Annotated in this window: 16 protein-coding genes; 4 read left to right on the forward strand and 12 right to left on the reverse strand. The window is 50.6% G+C overall.

What is annotated here, in order from left to right; all coding sequences use genetic code 11:
• Positions 1-249: 249 nt before the first annotated feature.
• From ACN0YR_RS00315 to ACN0YR_RS00325, 3 genes are all read right to left on the reverse strand, one after another.
• Complete coding sequence (locus ACN0YR_RS00315; RefSeq protein ID WP_417847204.1) at positions 250-933, reverse strand: ABC transporter ATP-binding protein; 684 nt, start codon at positions 931-933, stop codon at positions 250-252.
• Positions 934-1,006: 73 nt separating this feature from the next.
• Positions 1,007-2,362 carry an ABC transporter permease gene (locus ACN0YR_RS00320; RefSeq protein ID WP_417847205.1) on the reverse strand — a complete coding sequence of 452 codons (1,356 nt, stop codon included), beginning with the start codon at positions 2,360-2,362 and terminating at the stop codon, positions 1,007-1,009.
• A gap of 56 nt (positions 2,363-2,418) precedes the next feature.
• Entirely contained in the window at positions 2,419-3,651 is a 1,233-nt protein-coding gene (locus ACN0YR_RS00325) for a hypothetical protein (protein WP_417847206.1), read from the reverse strand.
• A gap of 254 nt (positions 3,652-3,905) precedes the next feature.
• Here ACN0YR_RS00325 and ACN0YR_RS00330 point away from each other — a divergent pair, with 254 nt between their 5' ends.
• Complete coding sequence (locus tag ACN0YR_RS00330; protein WP_417847207.1) at positions 3,906-7,859, forward strand: PQQ-binding-like beta-propeller repeat protein; 3,954 nt, start codon at positions 3,906-3,908, stop codon at positions 7,857-7,859.
• Positions 7,860-8,052: 193 nt separating this feature from the next.
• Here the strand turns inward: ACN0YR_RS00330 and ACN0YR_RS00335 are convergent, their stop codons facing one another.
• Positions 8,053-9,123, reverse strand: coding sequence for a hypothetical protein (locus ACN0YR_RS00335; protein WP_417847208.1), 1,071 nt, complete (start codon positions 9,121-9,123; stop codon positions 8,053-8,055).
• A gap of 87 nt (positions 9,124-9,210) precedes the next feature.
• On the opposite strand from ACN0YR_RS00335, the gene uvrB reads away from it, so the two are divergent.
• Positions 9,211-11,313, forward strand: a complete 2,103-nt coding sequence (gene uvrB, locus ACN0YR_RS00340) for an excinuclease ABC subunit UvrB (protein WP_417847209.1) — start codon at positions 9,211-9,213, stop codon at positions 11,311-11,313.
• A 331-nt stretch (positions 11,314-11,644) separates the two neighbouring features.
• On the opposite strand, the gene ACN0YR_RS00345 is transcribed toward uvrB, so the two are convergent.
• The 7 genes from ACN0YR_RS00345 to ACN0YR_RS00375 all read right to left on the reverse strand — a co-directional run bounded on the left by ACN0YR_RS00345 (position 11,645) and on the right by ACN0YR_RS00375 (position 18,681).
• Positions 11,645-12,013, reverse strand: coding sequence for a cupin domain-containing protein (locus ACN0YR_RS00345; protein WP_417847210.1), 369 nt, complete (start codon positions 12,011-12,013; stop codon positions 11,645-11,647).
• A 55-nt stretch (positions 12,014-12,068) separates the two neighbouring features.
• A complete protein-coding gene (gene mnmG / locus ACN0YR_RS00350) occupies positions 12,069-13,958 on the reverse strand; it encodes a tRNA uridine-5-carboxymethylaminomethyl(34) synthesis enzyme MnmG (protein WP_417847211.1) in 1,890 nt (629 codons plus the stop codon).
• A 263-nt stretch (positions 13,959-14,221) separates the two neighbouring features.
• Positions 14,222-14,917, reverse strand: a complete 696-nt coding sequence (locus ACN0YR_RS00355; RefSeq protein WP_417847212.1) for a hypothetical protein — start codon at positions 14,915-14,917, stop codon at positions 14,222-14,224.
• Positions 14,918-15,115: 198 nt separating this feature from the next.
• Positions 15,116-15,565, reverse strand: coding sequence for a GNAT family N-acetyltransferase (locus ACN0YR_RS00360; protein ID WP_417847213.1), 450 nt, complete (start codon positions 15,563-15,565; stop codon positions 15,116-15,118).
• A 163-nt stretch (positions 15,566-15,728) separates the two neighbouring features.
• Positions 15,729-16,307, reverse strand: a complete 579-nt coding sequence (locus tag ACN0YR_RS00365) for a hypothetical protein (RefSeq protein WP_417847214.1) — start codon at positions 16,305-16,307, stop codon at positions 15,729-15,731.
• Between the two features lie 131 nt (positions 16,308-16,438).
• Positions 16,439-17,965: a phenylalanine--tRNA ligase subunit alpha gene (locus ACN0YR_RS00370; protein WP_417847215.1), complete on the reverse strand. Its 1,527-nt coding sequence runs from the start codon at positions 17,963-17,965 to the stop codon at positions 16,439-16,441.
• A 236-nt stretch (positions 17,966-18,201) separates the two neighbouring features.
• Positions 18,202-18,681 carry a DUF1499 domain-containing protein gene (locus ACN0YR_RS00375; protein WP_417847216.1) on the reverse strand — a complete coding sequence of 160 codons (480 nt, stop codon included), beginning with the start codon at positions 18,679-18,681 and terminating at the stop codon, positions 18,202-18,204.
• Between the two features lie 208 nt (positions 18,682-18,889).
• Between ACN0YR_RS00375 and ACN0YR_RS00380 the strand changes: the two genes are divergently transcribed.
• The gene (locus ACN0YR_RS00380) at positions 18,890-19,378 is read left to right on the forward strand and encodes an MEKHLA domain-containing protein (RefSeq protein WP_417847217.1); all 489 of its coding nucleotides are present in this window, start codon (positions 18,890-18,892) and stop codon (positions 19,376-19,378) included.
• 71 nt (positions 19,379-19,449) lie between these two features.
• A complete protein-coding gene (locus ACN0YR_RS00385) occupies positions 19,450-20,700 on the forward strand; it encodes an FG-GAP repeat domain-containing protein (RefSeq protein WP_417847218.1) in 1,251 nt (416 codons plus the stop codon).
• Between the two features lie 74 nt (positions 20,701-20,774).
• On the opposite strand, the gene ACN0YR_RS00390 is transcribed toward ACN0YR_RS00385, so the two are convergent.
• A complete protein-coding gene (locus tag ACN0YR_RS00390) occupies positions 20,775-22,277 on the reverse strand; it encodes a hypothetical protein (RefSeq protein WP_417847219.1) in 1,503 nt (500 codons plus the stop codon).
• Positions 22,278-22,403: the final 126 nt, after the last annotated feature.

Consider the following 22,403-nt stretch of genomic DNA (forward strand, 5'->3'; position numbering starts at 1 on the left):
GGATGTTCGATTTTCCTCGACAACAAGAGGGGCAACCGGTGTGTGAATCATGTTTCGAATCGTATTTCAAATTGACTCGACCAACTGACTTTGGTCCCTCAATCACAGAGGAAATTCTTCACCACTGAGAACCCCCTTCGTTGTAGAAGTTGTGAGAGCGATTCTTGTATACGCCCGGGAGAATTTCTAGGTCGACGTCATTCATTGAAGTTTCAGTGCGTTGCTCAGTTATTGTTAGTCCGCGTTCAATTAAACTGCGTTCAATGTTGTTGCTGGTGAAGTCAATTTCCCATCGAGAAGATGAATCGCTTTCTGTGCATGGGAGACTGCTCGGTCATCGTGAGTCACAAGTAACACGCCGCCGCCTTCACTTGCGAAGTCTGTCAGAAATTGCAACAGGATCTCTGCATTTTCATGGTCCAGATTTCCAGTTGGTTCGTCAGCAAGAATCAGTTTCGGTTCGTTCAACAGCGAGCGAGCCATCGCGACTCGCTGTCGTTCGCCGCTGCTGAGTTTCGCAGGGACATGGTTTTGTCTATCGGTGAGGCCGAAACGTTCTATCAATTGCTGGGCACGTTCCGGGTTTGCTTTCGTCTCGACAGCCATTCCGGGAGCAATGATGTTTTCGTAAACACTTAAATAGGGGACGAGGTGGAATTGTTGAAAGACGAACCCAATTGTGCGAGCGCGAAAGCTTGCACGCTCATCTGCAGTCATGGAATAGGGGTCTTGTCCATCGATCGTGACGGTTCCCGAAGACGGCTTTAATAACCCACCGGCTGTCAATAAGAGTGTCGACTTCCCACACCCACTTGGACCTTGAACAGCTACGAATTCCCCGGCATCAAGTTGCATGGAGACTCCATCGACGGCCTGGACACTTGAAGAGCCGTCCTGATAAGTTTTCGAGATGTTCTGGAGTTGAAGAAGCATGATTGATTCAGGTCTCGAATGGTCTTGGTAATGAAAATGCGCGTCAACAAGGAGGCTTGAACCCTGAAAAGGATTAGCCGCTTTGTAAGACTGTTGCAGGGTCTTGTCGGGCAGCCATCAGTGCAGGAATCCAACTCGCCAAACCAGTGAGGAAAATTGCGAGTACAGGAGCGGAAAGAACAGTGAGCATCAGGCTGTTGTTCTCAAAGATCTCCCCCCATGCTGGCGAAGACATTGAAACTCCTCCCAGTTCTCCGCCAAACCACAGACCGAGACAGAGACCAACCGCTCCACCAATAAACCCGATTAACATTGCTTTTGACAGGAACACAAGCAGAATCTGTTTTGACTTAAATCCGATCGCTCGCAAGATCCCAACCTCTTCAGTCCGCTGGCGGGCGTTCATTAGCATCAGCAGGAAGATCATCACCACGGAACCGACTAACACTAATGGAACCATGACGGCTGCAAAGCCCGCATGTTGTTGTTCAATCTGGTTACGAGAATTTTTTTCACGTTCGAGGATCGCTGCTCCCGATTCCTGCTCTTGTTTGAGAGCAGTTTCGGCGGACTCTTTTGCTTTTGCTCGGGCTTCAGCTCTTGCCAGTGCTTGTGAGTATTTTTCGACGACTTGTGTCCCCGGCAATACGCCTGCGATTTCTTCGCGAATTGCAGAGATACGGTCGCCTGCACAGTCACATTCGAGGGCGAGAATTGCATTGATGAGGTTCTGCATCCCGAGCATTTCCTGAGCTTGCGCCAGGTTCACCCACACCGTGACATCATCAGTCGAACCACGCTCGGGATGAAGAGCAGAAACGACAAATTCTTTCTCCTTCAGCGTGATTTTATCGCCAACTTTCAGTCCAAGCTCCTGATGAATTTCGTAGCCCAATACGATTTTGCCTTCTGCGACTTCTTCTAAGAGTGGCTTCTTGAGTCCACGATGCAGGATAGGAACTTCACCACGTGTCCCGATGAGAATGATCTCGCGGTCCCGCTCTGGCCATTGAATTCGTCGGCTGACGCTGGGAAGTAAATGGTTTACGGTGACGATTTTTGAGGACGCCAGCTTATCAACATAACTCTCAGGCATCGTGGCCGTCATTCCGTTTAAGAGCATCTCCGACCGGGATTGTTCTTTTGGCAGAATCAGAACGTTGAAGCCGAGTCCTTTCATGTGCTTGCGCATGGCGTCTTCAAGTTCAGCACCTGCTTTTTGGACAGCCTCTTCTTTCTCTGCAACTGCCGATTCAATCTCAGTCTGTTTCTCGAGCAGCATGGTTCGGGTGAGATACTGATCGGCACGTAGAAGTGTTTGTGCTCCGACAAGGCAGCCAACTGCAATTGTCACAGAGATTACCCCCATCACAAAGCTGAGCTTCCGATGTTGGATTTCACGGATGGCCAACCGCCAAACGGTCATCATACTGGGCGTCCTTTATTGAGTTGAACTCTCATCGTGAAGAATGACTGAGGCTAAGGCTAGTTCGCACGTGGAGCAAGAACCGCAGAGCCAACTGCAACTGCGATGACAAGAAGAACCAACACGATCAAGGTGTTCGTTCCCAGGCTCGTCGATGAAACAGTTCCCGCTGAGGTAGCTGCATCGTCAGCGTTGCTCTCACTCTTGTTCTCAGGAGCATTGGCTTCATTCAACTTTTCGGTTGATGTCATGCCTGCTGAGGCTCCTTCAGGGGGGGAGTCGACAGCTGCAAGTCCGTTCGACTTCGCTTCTTCCATCGCCTCTTCGGTGTCGGAGAGACCGAACCCTGTGAAGCCTGCTAGTGGAGGAAGACTTTCGTCGAGTGTTTCGGTCGGGACGACGTGCTTGTCCCAATCGAGGTTCATGATTAAGTCGACGCCGGGGTTCTCCGCCTTGACGGTACATTGGCAAGCTCCTGTCAAAAACTGGGCTGCCTCTTCGATGACTTCCGGGACAATTCCTTCTCCCACGATTGCATAGAGTGCCCGTCCGCGACCGAAGACAGGAAAGACCATCGGTTGAGTCATGTATTCCAAATCTCGCAAATCTGGCTCAACCCCCAACAGCATTTCGACCAGTACTTGTTCTTCAGGGTTGTCGCGTGAGAGGCGGACTGATGAAAACGAAACCTTCAGGGCGTCCGGATCGACCGAGAGATCGCCGAGATCCTCGTCTTCGATTTCCGGGAGTTTAAGTTCTGATTCAAGTCGGGTTAATTCTTTGTTAAGTAGTTCGAAAGCGGGCTCATCCACATCTTTCAATCCACTTTCCAGAAACACCCAGACAACTGAATCCTCTTTAAGCAACCGTTGGTTGACGGTCTCTCGTATTGGTGAACTGATGAGTTTCGCAGCTGACTGTTTTCCGAACGCACCTTCCCAGACAGTTTGTGGCGGTCCATTTTTGGGAGGTGATTGAACAACCATCCACGGAAAACTTTCTGCGGGAGTTTTGTCGAGGACTCCCTGAATCACTGGGCCGGGAGCCTCGCTCAAGTCGACAACTTTGACGACCAGATTCACTGCCGGAAGATCATTCAGCCCGACCGGGCGAAGTGAATCGATTGCAGCTGACTGGTCTTTTGACAGATCGCCCTTATGGAAGACGTAAGCCACGTACGAGTCCGGTTGCCAGTGCTCAAGAGCATATCGAAAAACAGGAACAGAGCAGGCCGTCGCAATCGATGCCGAGACTATTAAGATCAGTGCGACGAGGGTCGTTCGAAATCGCATGGCTGATTTCCTAAGGAGGGCAGGAGTGGATCGGGGAGTTGGATCTCTCACTGATGGTAGGCGATCAGCGAGGAAGTATGTAGAGTGTATTGATGGTTTCAGGGCCATACAACCATGTTCTACGAGATGAATAGAAATGGTCGTGCAAAATCATCCTCGTTAATCGGTGGTTCCCATCTCCGTTAGCGATGTTTTGCGGTCCGAGAAAACCTGGTCCCGCCAGACGATTTCAACCACCAGCCAACGGAGTCGAAATGCATTCACCCTCCACGTTGCTCTTCCGCAAGTTCTGCTCTTTGTCTCTCAGTCGAACAGCTCGATTGCTGCTCTTTCTGGGAGTTGCCGCTCAACTGAGTCTTCCTGAAATCGCGCTCGCTGAAAACTGGGCGACATACCGGGGAGACTTTTCTCGCTCTGGTGGAACTACTGAAACGATTTCTTTTCCACTTCACGCAGCATGGAAATACAATTCGCCAGCTCCACCTGTAATGAGTTTTCTGGGGGGGGAAGGCCGAGTTTATGAAGGCAAGGTACTTGGGCATCGTGTGAAGTACGATGATGTTTTTCATCCTGTCATTGTCGATGGAAAACTCTTCTTTGGTTCGACAGCTGACGATCAGTTGCACTGCTTCGACATGAAAACCGGACGCGAAGACTGGTCGTTTTTCACTGGAGGTCCCGTTCGACTTGCTCCTTCTGTCGTGGATGGAAAAGTTTACTTCGGCTCGGATGATGGACAGGTTTACTGTGTCGATCAAAAGGATGGGAAGCTGCAATGGCAGTTTCGAGCAGGTCCGGAAGCAGACTGGTTACTCGCTCGCGGAGAAATGATTTCACGTTGGCCAGTGCGTACTGGTGTTCTTGTTGATGATGGCGTCGCCTTCTTCGGAGCAGGAATTTTTCCTCATGAAAATGTTTATCTTTATGCCGTGGATGCCAAAGATGGCTCCGTGATCTGGCGACAAGACAACTTAAGTTCCACCGACGCGGGGCGAAACGATCTCTCGCCACAAGGTTATCTTTTGGCGAGTGATGATCTTCTCATTGTTCCATCAGGGCGATCACTTCCCGCAGCTTTTGATCGCAAAACCGGTGAGCTTGTCCACAAGCGCGAACATAGCTGGCGTTCGACCGCAGGTGGTGTAGTCGGGGGGACAAAAGCATTGTTGTCCGATGGACAAATCTATACGGGCGGACCGCATCACCTGTTAGCAATGACTCAAGATAAAGGGAACGTCGGGTTTGGCTGGTTCGCTGGTCGACAGATGGTTGTTCAAGGGGAAGATGCTTATGTCGCTACCGGGACCGTGGTTGCCAAACTTGATCGAATTAAATACGCCGAGAACAGTCGTGTTCGTCATAAGTATGAAATGGACGTTTACAGCCTCTCTCGAAAATTACGTGGAGCTGGAGATAAAGAACCTGCAATTCGCAAACAGATCGCTGAGATCAACCAGAAGCTGAAAGACATTGCAGACGTCGGTGTTCTCTGGCAGCAGAAAACAAATGATGAGTCAACTCTCCTGGCAACCGAGAATGCCGTCTTTCTTGGTGGAGAAAATCAGGTCACTGCTTACTCCGAAGCAGATGGGAGCGTTCTCTGGCAGGCGAAAGTCGAAGGAAAAGCACGTGGGCTGGCAGTCTCTGATGGTCAGTTAGTCGTCAGTACCGACACTGGTCAGATCTACTGCTTCACACCCACTGCTTCTCCAGCAATCCCTGAACAGCAGGCACTGGCCGAGTTCGAATCGTCAGAACTGTATCAAAAAGCCGCCAAAGACATCCTTGAGAAAACCGGTGTCAAGCGCGGGTTCTGTCTTGTGCTCGACGGTGAAGAGGGCAAGTTGGCCTATGAGATCGCCCGACAAAGTCAATTGAAAGTCTATGTCGTCGAGTCCGACCCCGCTAAAGTGGCGACCGCACGCAAAAATCTGGCAAAGGCTGGGTACTATGGAAGCCGCGTGACTGTTCACCAACTCGAAGCGTCAGACATTCCGTACTCGAACTACTTCGCGAATTTGATTGTCAGCGATCGATTTGTCAAAACGGGAGAAACTCCGACGGACCTTGCTCTCATCGCCCGACATCTCAAACCTGTCGGAGGAGTCATCTGCATTGGTCAACCAGAAAAGAAGAATGCTGAACAGGCAGTTGCGTTGATTGACAAGGCTTCTGTCTCAAGCGAATTCAAAGAGACAGATCTTGATCAAAAATCGAGCGACGGCTGGGCGACACTTTCTCGCGGGATGCTTCCCGGCGCAGGAAGTTGGTCGCATCAATACGGGAACGCTGCTAACACCGCAGTCGGTGACGACTTACGAGTGAAGGGCGGCCTTGGAGTCCTTTGGTACGGCGATCCCGGAATCGACGGAATGGTCAACCGTCACGATGGAGCAGTTGGCCCGCTGGCGACAGGTGGCCGATTGTTCGTGCAGGGCGAAACCAACATCAGTGCGTACGACGCGTACAACGGATTGTTCCTGTGGGAGTACGACAACCCCGAAGGAATTCGCCTTGGTGTTTACAAGAACGTCAGTCCGGGAAACCTGGCTGCAACTGAGGATCGCCTGTTCCATTACGTCGGAAAAGAATGTTTTGAACTCGACGCTGCGACCGGAAAAGTGATTCGTATTCACAGCTTGCCGGAATCTCGTGCAGACGGGGATCACAGTTGGGCCTATGTGGCAGTCCAAGGGGACATTCTCTTTGGAACCGCGACCATTCTTGGCACAAAGAACGCCTTGGACCGACGTCGAGGACGGATTGTCAACGACGCCACCGATGGCATCTTCGCAATCGACTTGAAAACCGGAAAGCACCTTTGGGACTACAAAGGTCAAAGTATCTCTCACCGGACAATTGCAATTGCACCAGAACGTGTCTTCTTCATCGACAGCACAATCACCAGCGAACAGCGTGCTGAAATCCTGCGGCAAGACAAATCCGCTCTGGAAAGTCTCGAAGGAGAAGAGCGAGAAATTGCGGAAGATCGGTTAAAGAAAGCTGATTTACGACGAGCGGTCGCCATTGATTCGAAGTCCGGAGAAATTCTTTGGGCGAAACCTGTCGATGTCACTGATTGCAGCGAAATCGGCATCGGTGGTGGAATGCTGACGCTGATGTACCAGGATGGGACACTCATTCTCGGTGGAGCAAACGCAAACGGTCACTACTGGAGACAATTCGTCGCTGGTGAATTCTCACGCCGTCGTCTCGTCGCCTTGTCCGCTGTCAACGGGTACAAACTTTGGTCAAAAGATGCGAATTACAGAAACCGTCCAATTATTATCGGTGACAAAGTTCTCGCTGAACCCTGGATGTACGATCTGCAAACCGGCGAGCAAATGACTCGTCAACATCCGATTACCGGAAAAGACGTTCCGTGGTCAATGATGAGAACTGGTCATCACTGTGGAATGTTGACAGCCGCCGATTCGGGAATGGTTATGTTTCGCTCCGGATACACTGGGTTCATGGATCTCGGACAGGACGCCGGTGTACGACACTTCGCCGGTCACCGTTTGGGATGTTGGATCAATGCCGTTCCTGCGAATGGTCTCGTGATGATTCCTGAAGCCAGCGCCGGTTGTGTTTGCTTGTTCTCCATTGCATCGACGATCGTGTTAGAACCACGTGAAACTCGTCGACCATGGGCAATTTACAGCTCAGTAGGAGCACAAACTCCGGTTCAACACTTAGCGCTCAACCTCGGTGCTCCCGGGGATCGCAAGGACGCACATGGAACAGTCTGGCTCTCGTACCCTCGCTATAAAGCCTATCAGGAAACTTCGCTCGATGTGAAAATGAACCTGGCTCCGAAGTTTGGAACCGGAGGGGGCTACGAAGCGCTGAACGAAGACACCGTTGATGTCGTCGGTGCCGAAACGCCTTGGTTGTACACATCTTGGGCAAATAATCTGACTGAGATCACCTTGCCTTTGTTGGGAAAAGAAGACAAACCCGCCGAGTTCTCTGTCGAACTTCACTTTGCGAACGCGAACGAAGAAATGAAGGCATCGAGCTTTGATGTTCAGTTCAACGGAAAAACTGTTTTGACGGATGTCTCAGTCGATCAAGTCACTCGCGAAGGAATTCCAGCTGTGAAGAAAGTTGTTGAAGGCGTCAAAGTGAATGACGCACTCACCATCTCGCTGGTCGCAAAAACCGGTCAACCTGTTCTGAATGCTGTGAAAGTGTTGAGAGATTAAGAGCATGTTTCATTCAGGTCTTCAGTAACCCATTTAGCCCCGGTGACCTACCGGGCGAAACTTCATACGTACCCGTCGGCAATTTTCCGGCGGGTACTTTGCGTTTATCCATTTGTAATAATACGAACACCTGTTTTACTGGTGTAACTGACTCGCCCCGCATGCTCGGTTGTCATTGATCTGGGCTGGATTTTCATCCGTGTGAACTGTTCAAAGACGGTTCGTGGTTGGGAATTTCCTCGAGCCCAAGCAAAGTGGGGAGGATTCGTAACTGTCCGATCGCCACGATGAGCGAGCAGGCTGCGTAGCCCAATGCCAGGGCGACGAATCCAAGGTGTGGTTCAGATAACTGCGTAATCATCGATTGCTCGTACGGTAAGATAAGAGCTGTTAGAAGCTTGAATCTCCACCACGATCCCGGAAACAATGGGAATCCAGAGAGAACCAGCACACCTGTCATCGCAGCCAGGGAACCATTCGGGATCACTGCGCGAAACTTCCGGTAAAGAATTGATGTGAAGCCTTTTGCCTGATCGTCTGGTGCATCTTTACAACCCCAGACCAGCAGCAGGACCGCACTTGTTTCCACGATGAGGATTGTCAGGAAGAGATATTCTGCAGAAATGATATTGGACGACGCTGACCCGTTTCGGTCCGGAAAAATTCTTTGCCACCCGAATAATACTGTTACGATGTTTGCCTGACTCAAAATTGTCAGACTCGAAAGTCGACACCGCTGTTGTGGCGATAGAGTCCCCATCAACCGCAGGCCACTTATCGCCAAACTGAAGAGCGACACGACGCTAAGAATCGCGAGGTCTCGCTCACTCCAGCCACCATTCTCGACGCATCGAAAAAGAAAAATCGCTGCGCACAGAACCGGAAGAAGCGTTTCGGTCACTAGCGATGCAATGGAATTATCGCTGGTGAATAGAGGAGTTGCGCGCGGAACGGGAAACCAGCCGAGCATCCCGCCAATCCCGGTCAGGCAGCAAATCACGCCGACCTGGTGGATGAAATCATCTTTAGAATAGAGCCCGATCCAGAATCCTGTTCCCAACAGAATGGATGGCACAATCCAGTGTGCGTGAGAATTCCGTTTTAGGCTTTCTATGTTTCGCTTTTCTTTTCTGAAAACGATCAGCAAAAACATCAATTGCAGCGACATCCAGACAAATGTCGCGTTACTGAAAACGGCAACGAAAAACAGCAGGATGATCAACAAGTCCTGTTTCACGTTTGAATTTCGTTCTGTTATTCCCATGAATCGCGACCGAGACCTGTTCAGTTGTTCTCTATGTGCTAAAATTCTGTTTTCATGTGATCATAGCTTTGAAGGCCCTTTCTTCCCATGCCTCAATTTGAACTCGTTTCTGATTTCGAGCCCGCTGGCGATCAACCGAAGGCGATTGAATCTCTGGTGCGCGGAATCCGTGAGGAGAAGAAATCTCAAGTTCTTCTCGGGGCAACCGGGACCGGAAAGACGTTCACGATGGCAAACGTCATCGCCCAGGTTCAAAAGCCAACGCTGATTCTCGCTCACAATAAGACGCTGGCCGCTCAGCTGTATGGAGAATTCCGAGAGTTCTTTCCGAATAATGCAGTCTCATATTTCGTGAGCTATTACGACTACTATCAGCCGGAAGCGTACATTCCACAGCGAGATATCTACATTGAAAAAGATTCCAGCATCAATGACGAAATTGATCGCTTGCGACTGTTGGCGACCAGCGCGTTGGTTTCTCGTCCAGATGTGATCGTCATTGCCAGTATTTCGTGCATTTATGGACTGGGGTCACCCAAAGACTATCTCGACATGATGGTCCCCTTGAATGTGGGAGACACCATCAACCGGGATGACTTCTTGCTGAGGTTGATCGACATCCAATATGACCGAAACGATTACGATTTTCAGCGAGGAAAGTTCCGCGTCCGTGGAGATGTGATCGAAGTTTGGCCAGCCTATGAAGAGTTTGCCTACCGGATCGAACTTTGGGGGGACGAGGTCGAGCAACTTTCGATCATCGATCCAATCAGCGGAGTCGGCAGTAAAAAACTGAAGGATATCTACATTTATCCAGCCAAGCACTTTGTGCTGCCACAGTCGCGCATCGATGCAGCACTTGATGAAATCCACGAAGAACTTGCCCAGCAACTCGCCAAGTTCCAGAAAGAAGGCAAACTTCTGGAGGCTCAACGTCTCTCTGCACGAACTCGTCACGATTTGGAACTGCTCAAGGAAGTCGGTTTTTGTCCCGGAATCGAAAACTATTCGCGGGCGCTGGCGAATCGAAAGCCAGGCGAACCACCTGCCACATTGTATGACTTCTTCCCCGACGACTTCCTTTTATTCGTTGATGAGTCCCATCAAACTGTCCCTCAAGTGCGGGCTATGTTTAATGGTGACCAGGCCAGAAAGGGGACCTTAGTCGAGCACGGATTTCGTCTCCCCATGGCACTCGATAACCGCCCACTCAAATTCGAAGAATGGGATTCCCGACGAGGACAAACGGTCTTCGTCTCAGCTACTCCTGCCGACTGGGAACTTGAACAAAGTGACAGCGAAATCGTGCAACAAGTAATCCGGCCGACCGGTCTGGTCGATCCGGTTGTGCATATTCAATCGGCACGTGGACAGGTCCCGCATCTCATTGAGCAGATCCGCCTGCGAACCGCTCGTGGTGAGAGAACACTCGTGACGACTCTCACGAAGCGCCTGTCAGAAGACCTTGTCTCATACTTAAAAGAAGAGGGCATTCGCTGCGAATGGCTGCATAGTGAGCTCGACGCAATTGAGCGAGTCGAAGTCCTGCGCGAACTTCGCGAGGGAAAGTTCGACACAGTCGTGGGGGTCAACCTGTTACGAGAAGGTCTCGACCTGCCAGAGGTGTCGCTTGTTTGTATTCTGGATGCAGACAAAGAAGGGTTTCTCAGGAGTGCGACGAGTCTCATACAAACAATTGGACGTTCCGCGCGAAATGTCAACGCCGAGGTCTTTCTGTATGCAGATCGTGTGACAAAGAGCATGCAGCAAGCCATCGACGAAACGAACCGTCGAAGAGAGATTCAACTCAAATATAACGAGGATCACAATATCACGCCGGAGACGATTCAGAAGGCGATCCGGCGGGGAATTGAAGATGAGATTTCCGCCAGAAAGATCGAACGGGACGCTGTTGGTGCAGAATCGGAAGTGCAGTACATCAACCAGGCATTTCTGAATGAACTTGAAAAAGAAATGCTCGAGGCAGCTGAGAATCTCGAATTCGAACGAGCTGCCAACCTGCGAGATCGAATTGCAGATCTTCAAAAACAACTCGATAACGCCAGCGGAGCAATTACAGTTCCGGCTGATCAGGAAAGCTTTTCAACCAAGGGGAAGCAATCCCGCGGGAAAAGAGGGAAAAAACGAAGCTCAAAAGGCCGAGTCCCGCGAGGCAAGAAGAACATGTAAGAGAGCCGGTGCACTCAACGGCTCATCGAGAAAAGGGAGGGCCAGTTCCCTCGTATTCACCTGCGACAGATTTTGCCCCCCGACTCTGAGGGGGCTGTCCGACTTATCACGATTAGAGCAGTTTGCTCTACCGTTTGCCCGTGAAGAACGCATTCCTCTAGTAAAAATGCTGTTCGCCACGAGGCAGATCCTGCAAACCAATTCGAAAGATGCCCTAGTGAGTGAGGTCTTAGAGCAGTTTGCTGTACCTTGTGCCCGTGAAGTACGCGTCTGATCAATAAAAATGCTGTTCGCTACGAGGCAGATTCTGTACACCAGTTCGAAAGATGCTCTAGTCGAAATATTCGTCTGCTGGATCAAATTTGGGGACGACAATATTGATGATTTTCATTTGGCCAATTGCCCGGTGACGAACCCCGGGAGGAATTAAGATGCACATTCCGGGTCGGATCGGAACTTGCTCATCGTCGAGTTGCATCTTGGCATCCGGTCCGCACTCAAGGATGTAGTAGGTTTCTGTATGTTCCTTGTGATAGTGAACACGTGCATCATCTGAGATCTCGGTGACATGCACTGTTCCCGGAGAGTGCTCATTCTCCGCGAACGCTCGTTTTGCGCTTCCGCATGGGCACGGAACGCCGACGAGGTTTTCGAAATCGACGACTTGATATTTTTTGTCTGTCGCAGAATTGTCTGTCACTGAATGACTCATTCGAACCGTCTCTGAACTTGAATTCCTTTGGATGATCCCGCTTTTATGCACCCGTTGTTTTTTGACCCATTCGACTTGGCTCGTGAAGATAGAGCGTCAAAATGGCAAGGTCAGCCGGAGTGATTCCACTAATTCTGCCCGCTTGTGCGATGTCGGCTGGCTTGACCCGCGAAAATTTGTCTTTCGCCTCGTTTCGCAATTGTGGTACGGCTCGATAATCGAAAGTAACCGGGATTCTGAGGGAGAGAGATTTTTTCTGCCGCTCGATGTCCTGTTGTTGCCGTTTCACGTATCCGCTGTATTTGACTTCGATTTGTACTTGCTGTTTGGCTCGCTCGCTCATCTCAATATTCGCGAGTTCTGATGAGAACTCACAAAGTTGAGGCCATTCAATTTCCGGTCGTCGCAGCCATTCTTCAAGACTATTCCCTTGATGTCGAAGCTTGGCGAGCAGAGTCAGTGCGGTGTTAATTTGGTCTTCGTACTTATGGAACTGCGAGCATCGTTCAGCATCGGCCAGCCCGAGTTGTTCGCCAATCGGAGTCAGTCGACGATCGGCATTGTCTTGACGAAGCAACAGACGGTATTCCGCACGTGATGTGAACATGCGATACGGTTCGTCAACCCCTTTGGTGACGAGGTCGTCTATCAACACACCCAGATAGGCTTGCGAGCGGTCGAGAATGAATGGCTCTTTGTTGGCAATTTTCAGGACAGCGTTTACGCCTGCAATCAACCCCTGGCCAGCAGCCTCTTCGTATCCAGTCGTTCCGTTGATTTGTCCTGCGAAGTAGAGACCACCGACACGCTTGGTTTCCAGTGTGGCGAACAACTGCGTTGGCGGAGCAAAGTCGTATTCGACCGCGTACCCATATCGCATGATCTCAGCATTCTCGAGTCCAGCGATAGAGCGAACCATCTCGTCTTGAACGTCGCGCGGGAGGCTGGTTGAAATTCCGTTGCAGTAAATCTCGAGAGTGTTGCGCCCTTCTGGTTCCAGAAAAATCTGATGTGAAGATTTGTCAGCGAAGCGAACGACTTTGTCTTCAACCGAGGGGCAGTAGCGAGGGCCTGTTGAGCTGATTTGCCCGCTGTACATCGGGGCGCGATGCAAGTTGGCTTTAATCACATCATGAACATGCTGATTGGTCGCTGTCAGCCAGCAGGGGATCTGCTCCTGTTCAATCTTTTCAGTTATGAAGGAGAACGGCTGCGGATTTTCGTCGCCTGGTTGAATTTCCAGTTGACTGTAATCGATGGTCCTTCCGTTAAGGCGTGCAGGTGTGCCCGTTTTAAAGCGTTCGAGTTGAAAACCAAGTTCCCGGAAACTGTCTGACATCGTTCCGGTGGTACCTTCGCCTGCGCGTCCTCCTTTTGTTTTCGCTTCCCCTGTATGCATGATTGCTTGAAGAAACGTACCGGTCGTGATGATCACCGCTTGTGCTCGATATTCCGCTCCTCCACGAACATGGACTCCGGTGATTCGCGGACAATCTTCCGGCTCGGGTTGCGGGGCTCCCTCGGGAACAGGTGTCCCCTCGATGATCAGCGATTCGACCATTTCCTGGCGGATCGTCAGATTTTCCTGCTCTTCAACGCGGAGCTTCATCAGGAACTGATACGCCTTCTTGTCGGCCTGCGCACGTGGCGACCACATGGCAGGGCCTTTCCCGCTGTTGAGCATGCGAAATTGAATGCCTGTCGCATCAATTAACTTTCCCATTTCGCCCCCGAGAGCGTCGATCTCCCGAACGATCTGCCCTTTTGCAACTCCACCGATGGCAGGGTTACAGCTGAGTTGGCCGATCGTATCGCAGTTCATCGTCAACAGTGCGGTTTTCGCGCCTATCCGTGCACTTGTCAGTGCTGCTTCGGTCCCGGCGTGTCCGGCTCCAATGACGATGACGTCATATTGATAGTGAGTTTTACTCATACTTTTTCGCTTGATCGCTTCGCACGGAAGATAAATGTATTTCGAACAGACCCTGAACGGATCCGTAAATCTGAATTCGGCCTCTCAAACATTGAGAGGCCTCCAATGATTCTCTATAGAATTTTCTCGCTGACTGCTTCTACACGGTAGAGCGAATTGCTCATCCTCCCGGAGAAAACTTATGTAAGCGACAGCAACATCAGTGAATAACAATGATTCCGCTATCGTTGTTGACGATTCTGATTTTCGGCAGCGGGTCGGTCTTAATCTTCCTTCGGTTCCGCCGGTTTCAGGACTTCCTCGGAGTTGAAGGGTTCAGGGAGGTTGATTGTGACCTTTGAGACCTGAAATTTCCCGCGGAACAGGCGACCGTCGAGAAGGACGGGCATGCCGGCTTCGATCAGGCTCAAATCATTTGACATCACTTTGACAGTGTAGTTTTTTTCTAAATTAATGACTGGTGGCTTTCCCGGCACATCCAGAGCCAGCATTGTGTAATCTGGGTAATCGGGATTCGGCTCCATCGCTTGAATGGTCCCCATCACCTGAAACGTGTTCATGTTTCCCCCTGCTTGCCGCGGTGCTTTGCCAATTTTTCCACGTGGGGGCTTTGGGCCTTTTCCCGGCAGGAGGACGTTAATCTCACTGATGAAGATCGCTTTGTTTGTCAGGACACCTTTGCCGCCAATAAAAGCTCCGACTCGAACGAACCCTTGATCTCCGGTCCCTTTAATGTCAATAGGCATTCTATTCGTGAGAGGGATTTCAATCGTCTCACCTTCATCATTTGCAACGACAAGAACCTTCCCTCGTCCCATCGTTTTGATCTCCGAAATTGTTCCTTCGACAGTCGGAGGCTGTTGTGGTGTTACAGTTGCAGGTCCTTGATTCTGTTGAGCCCAGGCAGACTGAGTCAGAACTGACATTCCGAGAAGTGACAAGACAATTAGGCGTTGCACAATCAGGGTCCTCATTAAAAGTGAGTGATGACATTGGTCCCGCATCTCTTATTAGCTCTAACAAAAGCTGGAAAAGATAGCAAGTTTCTCCCTTTTGTCGAAATTTACGTCCAATCTCTGTCGAAAGCTTTGGTCGAATCCTCCCGGGAACTCGAGGTGAAATGGCCCCACTGAATCGCTTGGCTGGGAACGTTCAGATCAAGGTTCGTCACGCATTTGCATGAAAAGGGCTTTCTTTTCACCAGGAAGCGTGAAGTCGAATCCGCAATTCAGAAAGAATTTGTCAGTCGATGTGATCGCCATGACTTCAAAGACGTTTCGTTCCTTGGCGAGTTGAAGGCAGGCCTGAATTAATTCTTTTCCTACGCCTTGTCCCTGCATGATGGGACGGACGCACAAAGAGCGGATCTCTGCCAATTTACGTGAGTAGATTTCCAGAGCCACAAATCCGACGATTTGATCCTGCACCTCCGCAACAAACCCGGTCGGGATCAGGAGTTCGAGTTCGTCAATCGTACGTGGCAGAATCCTCCCGGCTGAAACAAAGTCCGTCAGGAACGCGTCGATGTGGTTTAAGTCGCTGCTCGTCGCCGCTCGTACAATGACCGAGTGAATTGAAGCATTGGAAGAAGAATTTGGGTCGGACACGGCGGGAACTCAGACTGAGAGTGAGGAAGGGACGAAATCAAGGACCAAAATATTGGCCATCACTAAAGCAACTTTCGAATTGGTGTACAGGATCTGCCTTGTGGCAAACAGTAACTTATTAATGAAACGCGTTCATCGCGGGCACACGGGAGAGCAAATTGCTCTAAATGAGAAATGCACTACAGATAATCAACATGACAGCGATTGCAAACGCACCGCAAATCGCCATTCCCACAGGCGTTTCGAGAAAAGAGACAATGCCAATTCCAAAGGATCGTTTCGTTGTAAAATCAAATCTGTAATTTCCACTGGTCACCGACTCGCTCTCAACCTGAACTTCTGTGATCGCATCTGAAACCAGTTTGTCCTGATCCTGCAGTTGCAGACCTGAGATCTCAGCAAGTGAAACTGGCTTGCTGAGCTTCCATGTCAAGCCATTGACAGCTGAAGTATTCGGTTTGGCTCCCAGGCGGACTTTGCCTCCTTGGTTCAGGATGATAATGATTTCGTAATCGGGAAGTGCATCGGATTTTTTGAAGAGAGGGATGTTGTGATCCCGGGGTTCGTCTTCTTCGCTGAGTGCCGTGACTCGCACTTCAGTGAGCCCGGTGCTTCTGATGACTGCAACTATGACGCAGGCGAGTACGCTCATGGAGACAACACCGCAGCAAATCAGCTTCGTGACCTGCCAGGCAGAGCCCGTGGGAGTTGGAGGTTTATGATCCATAGGCTCGTCCGCCATCCCGATCGCTCCTCAAATTTGTTCCAGTGTAACTTCTAATGCTGGTCGTGCTTGCGAAGCTCACCTTGTTGACTTCATAGATTGCTCGCCACGAGGCAGGACGTGTACATCCTATTCAAAAACTATTGCGATTACTGGTGCATCGCCATTTCACTGAGCGCTTCAATTCGTCCCTGATACAATTCGCGAATATCTGAGAGTCCGTAGCGGATCATTGCAAGACGTTCCATGCCCAGGCCCCAGGCCATGACAGGATGCTTGCAGCCGAGTGGTTCGGTGACTTCAGGGCGGAAGATCCCGGAGCCTCCCATTTCAATCCACTTGCCACGGCTTTCGAGGTAGACAACGACGTCGACGCTAGGTTCGGTGTAAGGGTAGAAAGCGGGCTTGAACTTCACCTGTTTGAAGCCCATTTTTTTGTAGAACGTTTCCAACGTTCCCAAAAGTGATGCCAAAGACGCATTCTCATCGATGACGATCCCGTCGACTTGATGAAAGACGGGCAGGTGCTTGTAACTCATCGTTTCGTTACGACAGACCCAGCCCACGCAAAACGTTTTCAAGGGTGGTTCTGGATGCTTGGTGAGAGCCCGAATCGTGGAAGCTGTCGTATGCGTCCGAAGTACGACTTGCTTGGAGATCTCAGGGGACCATTTGTATCCCCAGCCCTCTGAACCGGTGTCACCACCATCTTCATGTGCTCTACGAACACGATCGACTAGATCCGCGTCCTCTGGCAAGTTCGTCGTTGCAGGCTCGGCCATATAAAAGGTGTCCTGCATATCACGAGCCGGATGGTCCTGCGGCTGAAACAGGGCGTCAAAGTTCCAGAACGAGGACTCGACCATCGGCGAAGCGACTTCGGTGAATCCCATCTCCAGATAGGCTCGACGAGTCTGCTCGATGATTTTTCGGAGTGGATGGACTTTTGCAGGTTGAATCTCTTCGGCAGGAAGAGTGACGTCATAGGGACGCAACGTGATCTCTTTCCAGTCGCCACTCCGGAGATCGTCTGGCGTCAGCAGATTTCTCTCTTTTTTAACCGAAATTCCCGACTTGAATAACTCTCGCCCCTGATCCGTCATTGAAAGAAGACGGCGCACACGGCTTTTGATCTTCGCAAGATCGCCACGTTTACCCAGCAGTTGTTTCACGCGATCTGCTTCATCAACCTGTGAGAGCTGAATCGCTTTCCCATCTGCTTTCAGGAGTGCTTTCTCGTCGGCATCCTGTTCTCCATTTGCAGCTGATTTTCCCGCGTCGGTGATGCGAACGCCTTGTTTGTCCCGATCAATCCAGCCGCGCGCCTTTCCCCAGCGGAAAACGTCGTTGACTGCAATCTTCGCTTGCCCGGCAGCTTTGGCGAAGTCGCCGGTCGCCATTTCTCCACCGGCATCTGTAAGCAAGGTCAGTGCTTTTCGTTCTGCGAGGCCATCATTAATGAGCTGAATGGCTTCAGCAGCTGGAATCAACTCATCAAAGTTTTCTTCTTGAATGACGAGAAATCCGCCTTCAACAGCTTCCTGTGCCACGACAAGGACTTTGGACTGGTCAGTCTTCAATTCCGTAGCCAGTTCGTTGACCTCGATTTGCGGAATCGACGCCAGCTTCTCCCAGACCGAGTGTGAGAATTCATCAAGTTGAATCGGATCAGACATGTTTAATGCGTTTGGGTGCCAAGGTTTTGGGACGACAGTGCGCGGAAATTCATATTTCTCAGCTGCGAATCGTAGCAATCTGATTCCGATGATGAAACTACAGGTATGCCAAGCCAATCCCGAGGGCGATTCTCCTCGATCGCCACAAAATCGAGCCTCGTGTTCAATCTCGCCTCTTCGCACTTGCGCTGCTGGACAGGCCCGGCGGCGGGTCAAGGATTGAAAGGGCCTCGGTTTCAATCTTTGGTCAGCGAGCCCGTCACCTCACCCCGGATTTTCTGCATTCTGTCCCGATTGACACCCATATCGGATCGGCCAACGCGAGCAGCGGAGCGAAAGTGAATCAAATGAGCCTCCGTGTCGACATAAAACTCGACGTCATCCACGAAGCGAAAGATCAAGCTTGCACATTCTGCACGAAGATAATGTTCCTTCTCCTCAACAATTTTTGTGCGAGGAAGCTTGGTGAGTGCCTCCTTAATCTTGGCGATAGCGTTGGCGGCATCTCCTTCAAAAGGGATCGGTTCCATTTTCTGAGACGGGTCTTTCTCTTGAGTGCTCACGCAATTCGGAGAATTCGGGCAGGAAGCCAACTTTCCATCTTGGACACCCAGATTCGTCGGAGCTTTGGACATCAAACTGAACCCTGCGAGAGTGCAAATGGGGGCGATAATGGCAACGATGGTCAGGCGCAGTAGCCTATTCTTTTTTAACATTTCCTGCTCAATCGCTTGAAGTCAGCATGGGGATGAAAGAAAGTCGTCAAAAGTATTTAGACCAGTTCCTGTAATCTGAATTCGCTCTCCCAAACACTGAGAAAAGCGTCCATTCCACAAGTTTGCGGACTGGTTCTCATTTCAAATTCATCAACGACTGCGACACCATACAAACGTGACGCAAAAAACGAAACCAATTTTACGCCCCATGTCTATCAACGTCGACCGCCCCTGGCTCAAACGAAACTGGATTCAGCATACTCAATTGATGCTGGACTCGTATCAGAAATATCTAGGTGAAGAATTGATCTCCCGCGAAGGAAGTGCAGAGCAGCAGGCGCAGCGACTTTTCGAAGCTCCATTTGTCGTGGTCTCGCACGATAAACGGCCTGATCCAACTTTAAATTACGGAAACGCCACCGCTCTTGAACTGTGGGAAATGGACATCAAAACGCTCTGCGCGACACCTTCCCGTATGACAGCTGAGCCAGTCCATCGTGACGAACGTAAACAACTCCTTAAACGGACGACCAATAATGGCTACGTCGATGACTATTCCGGCATCCGTATCAGTAGCACCGGAAAACGATTCTTCATCGCCAAGGCCACAGTCTGGAATCTGATTGACTTCAAAAACAATTATCAGGGGCAAGCTGCGACATTCTCTGAGTGGAGAATGTTAGAAGAAGGCGAATAGATCAATCGCTGAGCGGCAATGTCAAATTCACATGTCACGATCTTTCAACACCGGAACGGAGCAAATTCCCCATGTCCTTAAAGCTCCCGGTAGCCATTCTCGCTCTGAGTCTCCATTGTGTCCCTGCATGCGTCCCTGCATATGCTGAGGAGACTTCCCCTGCGAAGTTCAAAAAACAAACACTCACGAATATCTACTATGCCGACGGGATCAACGCGGGCGACATCAACAACGATGGAGAGGTAGATGTTGTTTGCGGTCCTTTTTGGTACGCAGGACCGGACTTCAAGGAGTCGCACGAGTTCTACAAAGCGGTTCCGTTGCCACCAGAGGCTTCGCCTTCGAACAGTATGTTCACATTCCTGCATGACTGGAGCGGAGATGGATGGCTGGACATTCTCGTTTTGGGGCGAGTCCATTTGCACCAGGCGTTTTGGTACGAAAATCCAGCGAAGTCAAATAGACCTTGGAAGAAACATTTCGCTTTCGAGCGCGTCAAAGGAGAGTCTCCGACATTGGTTGACGTAAATGGAGACGGTCGCCCGGAACTCCTTGCACACTGGGAAAACGAATGGGGATTCATTTCACCAGACGAGAGCGATCCGAAACTGCCCTGGAAGTTTTATGGCGTTGGTCATCAGCAAGACTGGCCTCAATTTTACCACGGGCAGGGAGTGGGAGATATCAACTCAGACGGCAGGATAGACATTATCCTGAACGATGGTTGGTACGAGCAACCTGAGTCAGAACCGTTCAGGTCAGTTTGGGCTTTTCACCCCGGAAGTTTAACCGGATCACGTGGTGGAGCACAAATTTTTGTTGACGATATCGATAACGATGGGGATGCCGATCTCGTCTCGTCCCTCCATGCCCATGAATGGGGCCTCTCTTGGTTCGAACAGATTCAAGCACCCAGTGACGACACTTCAACAGTTACCAAGCTTGGAGACACCATTTTTCTGAACCATCAGTTGATGGGAACACGCGAGGAAGAAAAGCAGTATGGCGTTGCCTTCTCGCAGCCACATGCTCTGGAAATCCATGATCTCAATGGTGATGGACGCAAAGACATTATCGTCGGCAAACGTGTTTGGGCGCACGGTCCGAAAGGTGACGTCGAACCGATGGGAACTCCGGTTGTCTACTGGTTTGAAGCGACGACTCGCAATGGAAAGCCGACTTTCCTGCCCCACCTCATCGACAACAAATCCGGGGTCGGCACGCAAATCATGGTCAAGGATCTCAACCAGGATGGCAAACCCGATGTTCTGACCGCCTCGAAGTTGGGCGCGTTTGTGTTTCTGAATGAACTTGAAGAATAGCTTCGGGCCTCTGAGTTTTTTGGAGAGAACCGTTTCTTCACGCGCACCGATTCGGACAAGAGGCGTCCGGCGTGCTATGACTTTTGTGACCCAAGAAGCGGATCGAAAACTTTCGGCAAGTGCTGGTAAAGAACCCATTGACCGAATGCGTACAGCAATGGGAGAGCGACGATCGGCAGCAGGAACCAGCTAATCGCCCAGCCGATAAGAGCTCCTAATCCGGCAATGAATCCAACTACCAAGAAAGAACCTGCAAGGCGGAAGATGTTCGTCCAGTTCCATGCTGACAGAAAGCTGGAAACGAAGAGAGTTGGTCCAATGCAGGCGATCCCAATGATTCCGGTGGCGACATAATATCCAAAAAGCGGTGATGACCAGGAGATCGCAGCGAGAACTCCCGGAAGTAAAAGAAGATCTGGAATTGCCGTGCGTCTCCAAGATCGTTGCCAGCCTTTGTAGATCTCAATCGGATCTGAACATGCCATCGACAGCGAGGGAAGCGTTTGCTCCTTCACTTCATGAGCTAGGGAGAGGTTGGCTGCCATGATCGGCGACATTATCAATCCTGCGCCGGCACACAAGTAAAATCCATACTCAATGACTGAAAGTCCGAAGTAGTTCATCACCAGAATTGCAGCAATAAAGAGGACGTACGCGAAGGCTCGACCTTTGATCGTGGTCATGCCGTTTTGGTGGTAGTAGCACGCTTGCCAGGCGAGAGCATCGGGCCAGCACCTTGGCATTCTCTTTTGCTTAACCGGTGACTCAGCTGCAGTTTCACCATCAATTCCAAGAGTTGTCGCACCAATCTCAGAAAAAATCGTCCGGGAGTATGACCACAAACAATAGCCTGTGAAAGTCGACAATACAGCTGTTTGAAGCACGAGGTCGTCAGGGCGAAATCCACCTGTGACTAAAGCTAAAACTTTGCGGAAAACTGACAAGTGGATCAGCCCTTGAATAAGACCATCCAGACTGGGGATGAGTTGTGCCCCGTTATATGCTGCGATTGCCTGAAATAAGATCCCCAGGTTGGAAATGACTTCCCAGAGTATGTAGCCGCCCCAGACCACACCAAAAGTGATTCCTTTGGCAACACTTCCAGATCCAAGAATTAGCCCCAGTGAAGAAAGCCACGCAAACAGTGCCAGATAGAGTATCTCCATATGTAGCACAGCCCACCCGTTCAAATTGCCCATCGTTACCAGCCATGCCAGAAACGGAAGCCGCACGACCCAGATCATTAGAAACGTACGCCACACTTCAGCTGTGTTCGCCAAACACCATTCCCCAGGAGAGATTCCCGTTAACGCAATGAGAGCGGTCGCGCCGCTTGTACGTGTGCCAATGAATTCAAACGTCGCGTAACCCGCTAGCAAGATCAGTCCAATCAGACTGAATAGGTAGAACAAAAATTGTAAGACATGGGGGATGGGAACTCCGCGGGGCGTCAGCGAGGCTGTCAGAAGCAACGGCAACGCCAGAATCAGGACGAACCCACCACGAAAGAGGGCAGGAGTTATCCGCTTTGATTCAACCGTTGAAGTCGATTTCAGGATGTTTCGAACACGATTCATTCCAACTTTTGTAAGCAGGCAAGATCCACAGCGTCAAGCAGGTCACTCAACGAGGTTGGAGGAGAGTGATATTCAATATATGGGTCTGTTTGAAGCAGGCGGGAAGTGGCGGGAGGACTTCCACTT

It is taken from the genome of Thalassoglobus sp. (assembly GCF_048270125.1).
In the GTDB taxonomy this organism is placed as follows: domain Bacteria; phylum Planctomycetota; class Planctomycetia; order Planctomycetales; family Planctomycetaceae; genus Thalassoglobus.

Bases quoted from the DNA above. Each gene is read 5' to 3' on its own strand.
- ACN0YR_RS00315 (WP_417847204.1), bottom strand. From the start codon at position 933: ATGCTTCTTCAACTCCAGAACATCTCGAAAACTTATCAGGACGGCTCT.
- ACN0YR_RS00320 (WP_417847205.1), bottom strand. From the start codon at position 2,362: ATGATGACCGTTTGGCGGTTGGCCATCCGTGAAATCCAACATCGGAAG.
- ACN0YR_RS00325 (WP_417847206.1), bottom strand. From the start codon at position 3,651: ATGCGATTTCGAACGACCCTCGTCGCACTGATCTTAATAGTCTCGGCA.
- ACN0YR_RS00330 (WP_417847207.1), top strand. From the start codon at position 3,906: ATGCATTCACCCTCCACGTTGCTCTTCCGCAAGTTCTGCTCTTTGTCT.
- ACN0YR_RS00335 (WP_417847208.1), bottom strand. From the start codon at position 9,123: ATGGGAATAACAGAACGAAATTCAAACGTGAAACAGGACTTGTTGATC.
- uvrB (WP_417847209.1), top strand. From the start codon at position 9,211: ATGCCTCAATTTGAACTCGTTTCTGATTTCGAGCCCGCTGGCGATCAA.
- mnmG (WP_417847211.1), bottom strand. From the start codon at position 13,958: ATGAGTAAAACTCACTATCAATATGACGTCATCGTCATTGGAGCCGGA.
- ACN0YR_RS00365 (WP_417847214.1), bottom strand. From the start codon at position 16,307: ATGGCGGACGAGCCTATGGATCATAAACCTCCAACTCCCACGGGCTCT.
- ACN0YR_RS00370 (WP_417847215.1), bottom strand. From the start codon at position 17,965: ATGTCTGATCCGATTCAACTTGATGAATTCTCACACTCGGTCTGGGAG.
- ACN0YR_RS00375 (WP_417847216.1), bottom strand. From the start codon at position 18,681: ATGTTAAAAAAGAATAGGCTACTGCGCCTGACCATCGTTGCCATTATC.
- ACN0YR_RS00380 (WP_417847217.1), top strand. From the start codon at position 18,890: ATGTCTATCAACGTCGACCGCCCCTGGCTCAAACGAAACTGGATTCAG.
- ACN0YR_RS00385 (WP_417847218.1), top strand. From the start codon at position 19,450: ATGTCCTTAAAGCTCCCGGTAGCCATTCTCGCTCTGAGTCTCCATTGT.
- ACN0YR_RS00390 (WP_417847219.1), bottom strand. From the start codon at position 22,277: ATGAATCGTGTTCGAAACATCCTGAAATCGACTTCAACGGTTGAATCA.